At 64.5% G+C, this 6,592-nt stretch carries 10 protein-coding genes; 3 read left to right on the top strand and 7 right to left on the bottom strand.

All coding sequences use genetic code 11. The features are described 5' to 3' along the window. Positions 1-232: hypothetical protein (locus EOA29_RS42280; RefSeq protein ID WP_210213160.1), on the top strand; the 232-nt coding region annotated here is incomplete at its 5' end. A gap of 360 nt (positions 233-592) precedes the next feature. Here the strand turns inward: EOA29_RS42280 and EOA29_RS20895 are convergent. Then, positions 593-1,153, bottom strand: a complete 561-nt coding sequence (locus tag EOA29_RS20895; RefSeq protein WP_348627529.1) for a DinB family protein — start codon at positions 1,151-1,153, stop codon at positions 593-595. Between the two features lie 104 nt (positions 1,154-1,257). Here EOA29_RS20895 and EOA29_RS20900 point away from each other — a divergent pair, with 104 nt between their 5' ends. Then, on the top strand, positions 1,258-1,851 hold the full coding sequence (locus EOA29_RS20900) for a TetR/AcrR family transcriptional regulator (RefSeq protein WP_126095984.1): 594 nt from the start codon (positions 1,258-1,260) through the stop codon (positions 1,849-1,851). A 28-nt stretch (positions 1,852-1,879) separates the two neighbouring features. On the opposite strand, the gene EOA29_RS20905 is transcribed toward EOA29_RS20900, so the two are convergent. From EOA29_RS20905 to EOA29_RS20930, 6 genes are all read right to left on the bottom strand, one after another. Beyond that, positions 1,880-2,716 (bottom strand): DMT family transporter, encoded by an 837-nt coding sequence (locus EOA29_RS20905; RefSeq protein WP_126094793.1) that lies wholly within the window; start codon positions 2,714-2,716, stop codon positions 1,880-1,882. Next, entirely contained in the window at positions 2,713-3,294 is a 582-nt protein-coding gene (locus tag EOA29_RS20910) for a TetR/AcrR family transcriptional regulator (protein WP_126094794.1), read from the bottom strand. Before EOA29_RS20910 ends, EOA29_RS20905 begins: the two co-directional genes overlap by 4 nt. 79 nt (positions 3,295-3,373) lie before the next feature. Beyond that, positions 3,374-3,988, bottom strand: coding sequence for a LysE family translocator (locus EOA29_RS20915; protein WP_126094795.1), 615 nt, complete (start codon positions 3,986-3,988; stop codon positions 3,374-3,376). 313 nt (positions 3,989-4,301) lie between these two features. Further along, positions 4,302-4,754, bottom strand: coding sequence for a hypothetical protein (locus EOA29_RS20920; RefSeq protein ID WP_126094796.1), 453 nt, complete (start codon positions 4,752-4,754; stop codon positions 4,302-4,304). A 107-nt stretch (positions 4,755-4,861) separates the two neighbouring features. Next, the gene (locus tag EOA29_RS20925) at positions 4,862-5,224 is read right to left on the bottom strand and encodes a DoxX family protein (RefSeq protein WP_126094797.1); all 363 of its coding nucleotides are present in this window, start codon (positions 5,222-5,224) and stop codon (positions 4,862-4,864) included. Between the two features lie 37 nt (positions 5,225-5,261). Next, positions 5,262-5,684, bottom strand: a complete 423-nt coding sequence (locus EOA29_RS20930) for a VOC family protein (protein WP_127221393.1) — start codon at positions 5,682-5,684, stop codon at positions 5,262-5,264. Between the two features lie 174 nt (positions 5,685-5,858). Between EOA29_RS20930 and EOA29_RS20935 the strand changes: the two genes are divergently transcribed. Further along, the coding region (locus tag EOA29_RS20935) for an AraC family transcriptional regulator (RefSeq protein ID WP_145969726.1) at positions 5,859-6,592 on the top strand (734 nt) is incomplete at its 3' end.

Raw genomic sequence — 6,592 nt, forward strand, 5'->3', positions numbered from 1 at the left:
GGCAGGCTTTGCCGCTGCCTTCGCGGCCGGCTTAGCCGCAGCCTTCGCGGCGGGTTTCGCCGCGGCCTTGGCCGGAGCCTTGGCGGCTGCCTTCGGCGCTGCCTTCTTCACTGCTGCGGGTTTCGCGGCAGCTTTCGGTGCCGCTTTCTTTGCCGGCGCTTTCGCCGCCGGCGCCTTGGTTGTCGTCTTTGCCATGCGATGCCCCTTGCGTTTTGCCGATGGTCGTGAGTGACCCGGCGTGCTCATGCATATCTGACTCGCGACTGTCTAGCCAGCGAAGCAACACAATGATTTTTAGTTATTGAATTTTGGTTACACAAGACGCCCTGACAAGGGTAACGACGCAAAAAACGACAACGAATCTTTGTCTGTCGAAGTGAAACTGCGTCTCCGAGAATTCCCGACGCTCTCTATCGCCCGATCATCCGGACGTGTCGACGCTGCCCAGAGAGCAGAATGTGAGCGCATTGCTCATAATGAAGACGAAGCGGCTCGGCGGCGGTTTCATCTTGTCCAGCGGAAAGATCTACAGGTCAAGTCGAAGCAAAACCGTACCGGAGTAGCGGCAAAGCTTGCCGGCTGGGAAGTGAGCTTATTGCTCGCATTCCAGCAACTGTCGGATCATGCGTCGAGCGGCTCTGGCTTGCCGTGCAGGCGACGCGACGGCTCGGCCCGGTGCAGATGGACGGCATAGGTATCCCAAGGCGGCGAGACCTCGATCTGCGCCCAGCATGCGGCCGATCTCGCCGCGATGATAGCCGCCATGCAGGACGACATGGGTCAGCATCTCCTGCCTAGTCATGCAGCCCTTGTCGCCGTCGGTGAAGGTGAAGGCGACCGGCTGCGCAAGTCGTTGCTTAGAAACGGTTTCGATATAGTCGAGATACCAGCGGTCGCTTTCCGCCATGGCGGCGCGCAGCTCAGCCGGCTCCAGCGTTTCTTCGGTGTTGTCGCTCGCATAGCCGTGGTCAGCGCCGGTGACACGCGCCGCAAAGATCCGCGACACGACATGGATAGGGTTCATCAGCCTCAGCGCGGCGAGGCGTTTCATCTCGTTGTCGTGCGGATCGAGACCGGCGAGCTTCTCCAAGAGCTCGTCATTGGCCCAGGCCTGGTAGACAAGCAGGCTCTTCAGCAACGTCCTGGCACTCATCCGCCCGCGCCCCATTTGCGTTGGAGTCAAATGTGAGTAAGCTGTTTATATTCTCGGGAGAGCCGGCCAGGATGTCTACTCGCATTGCGAAATCCGCTCCGCGCATGCGCAAGGAACCGCGCCAGGCGCGCTCGGTCGCCACCGTCGAGGCGATAATTGAAGCAGGTGCTCGCGTTCTGAGCGAGATCGGCTGGGCGGGCTTCAGCACCAACAAGGTGGCCGAAGCGGCCGGCGTGAGCATCGGCTCGCTCTATCAGTATTTCCCCGACAAGCTCGCGCTGGTCGACGCCATCCGGCGCCGCCACTTCGATCACGTGCTGTCGGTCATCCGCGAAGCCGCGGCCGAGGAGAAGCCGCTGAGGCAGTTCGCGCGCGAGCTGGTGCGCGGCATGATCGCGGCGCACAGCATCCATCCGACGCTGCATCAGGTGCTGCTCGACGAGGCGCCGGGCGACCGCGGCTCGCGCGCCGCGCATGCCTCGTTCCAGGCCCGCTATCTCGAGCACTATGCATCGGCGGTCGCGCAATACCGCCGGCGCAAGAAGGATACCGAGACGATGGCGCGGGTGCTCTCCTCCGCCGTCGAGGGCGTCATCCACAACGCGGCGCGCCGTAACATGCTCGATGCGCCGGAACTGCAGAAGCAGCTCAGCGAGTTGATCTGCGCCTATCTGTCCGGCCAGGGCGCGCGAGCGTGACGATGGCGAGAGCCAGCGGCCGACGCCGTCACGGCCGATAGCCGAGACAGATCGCGCCGAGCGCGACGACGGCGCAAGCGCCGACACGTCGGGGGGTCAACGCCTCGCCGAGGAAGAGCCGGCCGATGAAGACCGCGAAGACGACGCTGGTTTCGCGGATGGCGGTGATCGGCCCGGCCGGTCCCAGCGCGAAGGCGGCCACCACCGCGCCATAGGCCAGAAGCGCGAACAGGCCACCGCCCAGGGCCTTCCAGGTCTCGGGCGCGTGCGGGTCGACGGCGAGCCGGCCGCGTAAGCCGACGAAGGTCGCGAACAGCAGGGCGCCGTAGATCAAAAGTACCCAGGCGGTGTAGGCGCCGCTGTCACCGGCGGCCCGCACACCGATCGCATCGACGGTCGCGTAAGCTGCGATGATCGCGCCGGTGGCGAGCGCGTGGAGGATGGATGTCACCGAGGCCCTGCCTCGCCCGAGCGACAGCCCCATGATGCCGCAGGCGACCAGCGCGATGCCGACGAGCTCCGGCGCGGTGAGGCGCTGGCCGGCCAACGCGAAGCCGCCGAGCGCGACCAGCAGCGGCACGCTGCCGCGCACGATCGGATAGACCTGCCCCAGTTCGCCATAGCGGTAGGCGGCGACCAGGAATACGCTGTAGCCGGTCTGAAGGACGGCCGAGAGCACGACATAGGGCCAGGCAGGCGCGGCCGGCAGCGGATGGAAGAGCGCCAGGACAATGGCGGCAGCCGTGCTCGAAAAGCTCATGACGGTGACCGTCCACAGCCTGTCGGCCCCGGTCCGCAGGAAGGCGTTCCAGCTGGCATGCAGAATTGCCGCGAACAGCGCCAGCCCGACGACCGTCGCGTTCATCGCGGCGCCCGCGCGCTGGCGATGATGGCGGAAGCCGCCTTGCGGGCGCCGTCGATGGCGGCAGCTGGCACTCCCATCTGAGCCATCAGTGTCGCGCCCTCGATCAGCATCAACAGCGCCGCCGCGGCGCCCTCGGCCGGCTCGGTCGGCATCTCCTTCTCGAGTATGGAACGCATGCGCGTCCGCAAGCCGTTCTTCTGGTGGCTGGCGGCCTTGAACACCGGATGATCGGGATCGCCGAACTCGGCGAGAGCATGCGCGAACAGGCAGCCGTGGAAATCCGGATCGCGAAACCAGCGCTCGTGCCAGTCAAGGATCGTCGCTATCTTCGCCGCCGCCGTGCCCGCCGTCGCCGCCAGCCGGTCGAGCTGGCGTTCGAAACGCGCCGCGCGATGCTCCAGCACCGCGACGATCAGCTCGTCCTTCGCCGGGAAGTGGCGGTACATCGTCATCTTGGCGATGTCGGCTTCGGCAATGATGCGGTCGATGCCGGTGGCATGGAAGCCGTCGCGCTTGAACAGCGCGTACGCCGTGTCGATAACATGCTGGCGTTTGGCGGAAGGCGATGAAGGGGTCATGTCGCCAAGGTGATGAGACAGGTCTGTCTCTTTTCTAGCGGTAGCTCTGCTTTTTGTCAAATTGGCAAGTCGCCCGGCGTCAGCGCGTTACGGCGACCGCGACGCCGGCGCCGACCATCACGCCGCCCGCCGCACGGTTCACCCGGCGCACGATCTTCGGTGTGCGCAGCAGTTTGCGGGCGCGGCCGGCGAGCACGACATGTCCACCGATCACCACGATCTCGACAGCTACGATCACCACCATCAGCACGCAGACACGACCGGCGTCGAGCGAGGTGCCGACCACATTGGGCAGCAGCGCCAGGTAGAACAGCGGCATCTTCGGATTGCCTAGATTGAGCGCGACCCCGGTGGCGAAAATAGCAAGCAATCCGCGCCGCTCGGAGACGGGCTGCAGTTCCGGCACGACCGGCGCAGCGCTCCATAGCCTGATGCCCATCCAGATCAGGTAGGCCGCGCCGCCGTAGCGAAGCACCGTCATGAGGATCGCCATCTTGGTGGCGACAATCGACAGGCCAAAAGCCGCGAGGCTCAGGAAGATCAGGATGCCGACCACCGTGCCGATGCCGTAGGCGATGCCCGATGCCGGGCCGTTGGAGATCGTGCGGGCGACGATCGTCATATTGTCGGGCCCTGGGCTGGCGGCGAAGACGAAGAAGGCGGCCGCGAAGGCAAATATGGTGGCAAGATCCATAAAAACTCCCGAAAGTGATTTGTGCTCTCGGGCGGTCAGATTAGCCGATTTGCCTTCCGGCGATAGGCGGCAGCCCGCAATATTCGCGATAGGGCCGATGTCGGCGTCACTCCGAATGAACTTGCGTGTCCGGCATCCAGGAGTCAGGCGGATTCCGCGCCTCCCTGACCACCGAACCTACGTGACGCCACGGATGGTGGCGGCAAGCTTCCATCCAAGGTTCATCGCGTCGTTGCGGCGATTGATTGGCAACACATGGCTGCGGCGGCCGCCATGGGCGCCGCAGTTTCTTAAATCAGAAGCAGGCTGACCTTTACCGCAGCACGCGGCAGCGACCGTTATAGACCATCCAGCGGTCGAAGCCCGAGACGCAGAACTCGACATTGTCGCCGATCGAGGCAAAGCCCTGCCCTTCCTCGATCAGGTACCAGATGGTGCGGTCGCGGCCATCCGACAGGCTGACGGTGGCGCCGCAATAGCGCCGGCCGATCGGCCATTCGTCGCTGGCCGGCAAATAGCGATGCTGGTGAACGCGATGGAAGTCGGTGATCGCAACATCCGGCAGATGCGGCACGTGACGCACCTGATATGAGAAGCGGCTGGTGATCTTGCTCAGCACCCAGGGCTGACCGCAGACGCCACCGTCATCCTCGGTGTAGACGGCAAGGTCGGCTGCATGCGCGGCCTGGGTGAAGCCAAGCGACGTGCCAAGCGGCGTCAGAAGCGAAATCAGCGCGGCAAGAGCGGAATGAGCGAAGCGAGTCATGACAGCCTCTCAAGATCGGTTGCGCGCACTGTGCGGATTCGCTTGGCGGCGGTCAAGCGGTTGCGAAAACAATGGTTTCCAGAAAACATCGTTCCAGATGTCACTGGCTAGGTCGTTGCCGCAAGCAGCAGCCCGCCAATGACCGCGACGTTGATCAGAAAGGCATTGCGCAGCACCTGCCGTTCCGGCTCCTCGGATGCCCAGAAGCGGAGCAGCATGAAATTCGCGGTCAGCGTGAACACGACGAGCGCGCCGGCGGCGAAGGGCATGGCGAGGCCCAGCACAAGCATCAGGCCGGCGACGATCTCGAGCGCCGAGCCGGCGGCGAGCATGAAGGAAGGCGCCGGAAAGCGCTGCGCGGCCAGATAGCCGCGCATCGCCTTGAATTTCACGAAGTGCTCGATGCCGGCGAGGATGAACACGCCGCCGATTAGAAGCGCGCCAAGCGCCTGAGCGTTCTGAACAAACATGACGACCTCCTTTCGACGGAATATGGGCCTGTAGTGCCTAGTCCTCAGGGATGAAAGCGGGGTTGTAGACGACCTCCCAGAGATGATCGTCTGGGTCCTGGAAATAGCCGGCATAGCCGCCCCAGAAGGTCTTTTGAGCCGGCTTGACCACGTGCGCGCCGGCCTTGATGGCCTCTGCCATCACGGTGTCGACTTCGGCTTCGCTGGCCACATTGTGGCCGATGGTTAGCTCGGTCGGGCTGCGGCCGCTCTGTGGCACGGTGGCGTCGTGGGCGATGCTCGAACGCTCGAAGATGGCGAACTTCAAGCCGCCGGCGAGCTCGAAGAAGGCGACGGCCCCGTGTTCGAACTCGCGGCCGATGATGCCTTCGGTCGGCAGGCCCAGGCCGTCGCGGTAGAATCTAAGCGACGCTTCCAGGTCGTCGACGCCAAGCGTGACGACGGTGATGCGAGCTTTCATTTCTCTCACTCCTTTCTATATTCGGGACCACATTCGGAAACGGACGCGGTCTGACAGAAGCGCATGAAGCGCTGTAAAGCTGCATCCGTTTTGCCACGGATGACGCGGCCGGCATTGAAGATTTCGGCCAAAATGACCGTCGCACCGATCCGGGCGGAGCAGATCGGAGAAGAAATGGAACCGGTTCTGGCGCAGACCACCGGCTTCTTTCGGGAGCGGCCCGTAGCCCGAGGCCTGGCTGGCGCCTTTTCCGCGCTCTGGGTGCATCGCATGGATCATCAGGCTGTCCCGCCGATCGTGATCACGCCCGACGCAACCATCGACCTGCAATGGATCGACGGCCGGTTCCGCATCGCCGGTCCGGACAAGGAGCCGCAGATCGAAAGGCCAACCTCCGGCGCGGTGATCGTCGGCTTCCGCTTCCGGCCGGGAGCCGCCGCCGGTTGGCTCGGCGTGCCGGCCAGCGAGATCGTCGGCGAACGCCTCGACTTTGGCCAGCTCTGGGGCACGCGCGCCCGGGCGCTGTCCGACCGCATCAAGGCCGCGCCGGACCTCGACGCCATGGTGCGGCAACTGGAAGAGACGGTCGGCATGCACACGCAAGGGCGCGATGCGCTCGATCCGCTGATGGGCAGAGCCTTTGACGCTGTCGAGGAAGGACTGCCGCCGGAGACGCCCTTGGTTCCTTTCCTGCAGCGCCACCTGCATATGAGCGAGCGGACGCTGAGGCGTCGCTTCGAGAGCGCCTTCGGCTATGGCCCGAAAACGCTCGACCGCATTTTGCGCTTCCACCGCTTCCGATGCCTGCGCGGGAAAGCCGGCGATGCCTCGACCGCCGTGCTCGCCATCGAGGCCGGCTATGCCGACCAGGCGCATCTGATCCGCGAAAGCCGGCGACTGACGGGGAT

The organism is Mesorhizobium sp. M1E.F.Ca.ET.063.01.1.1 (assembly GCF_003998155.1).
GTDB lineage: Bacteria > Pseudomonadota > Alphaproteobacteria > Rhizobiales > Rhizobiaceae > Mesorhizobium.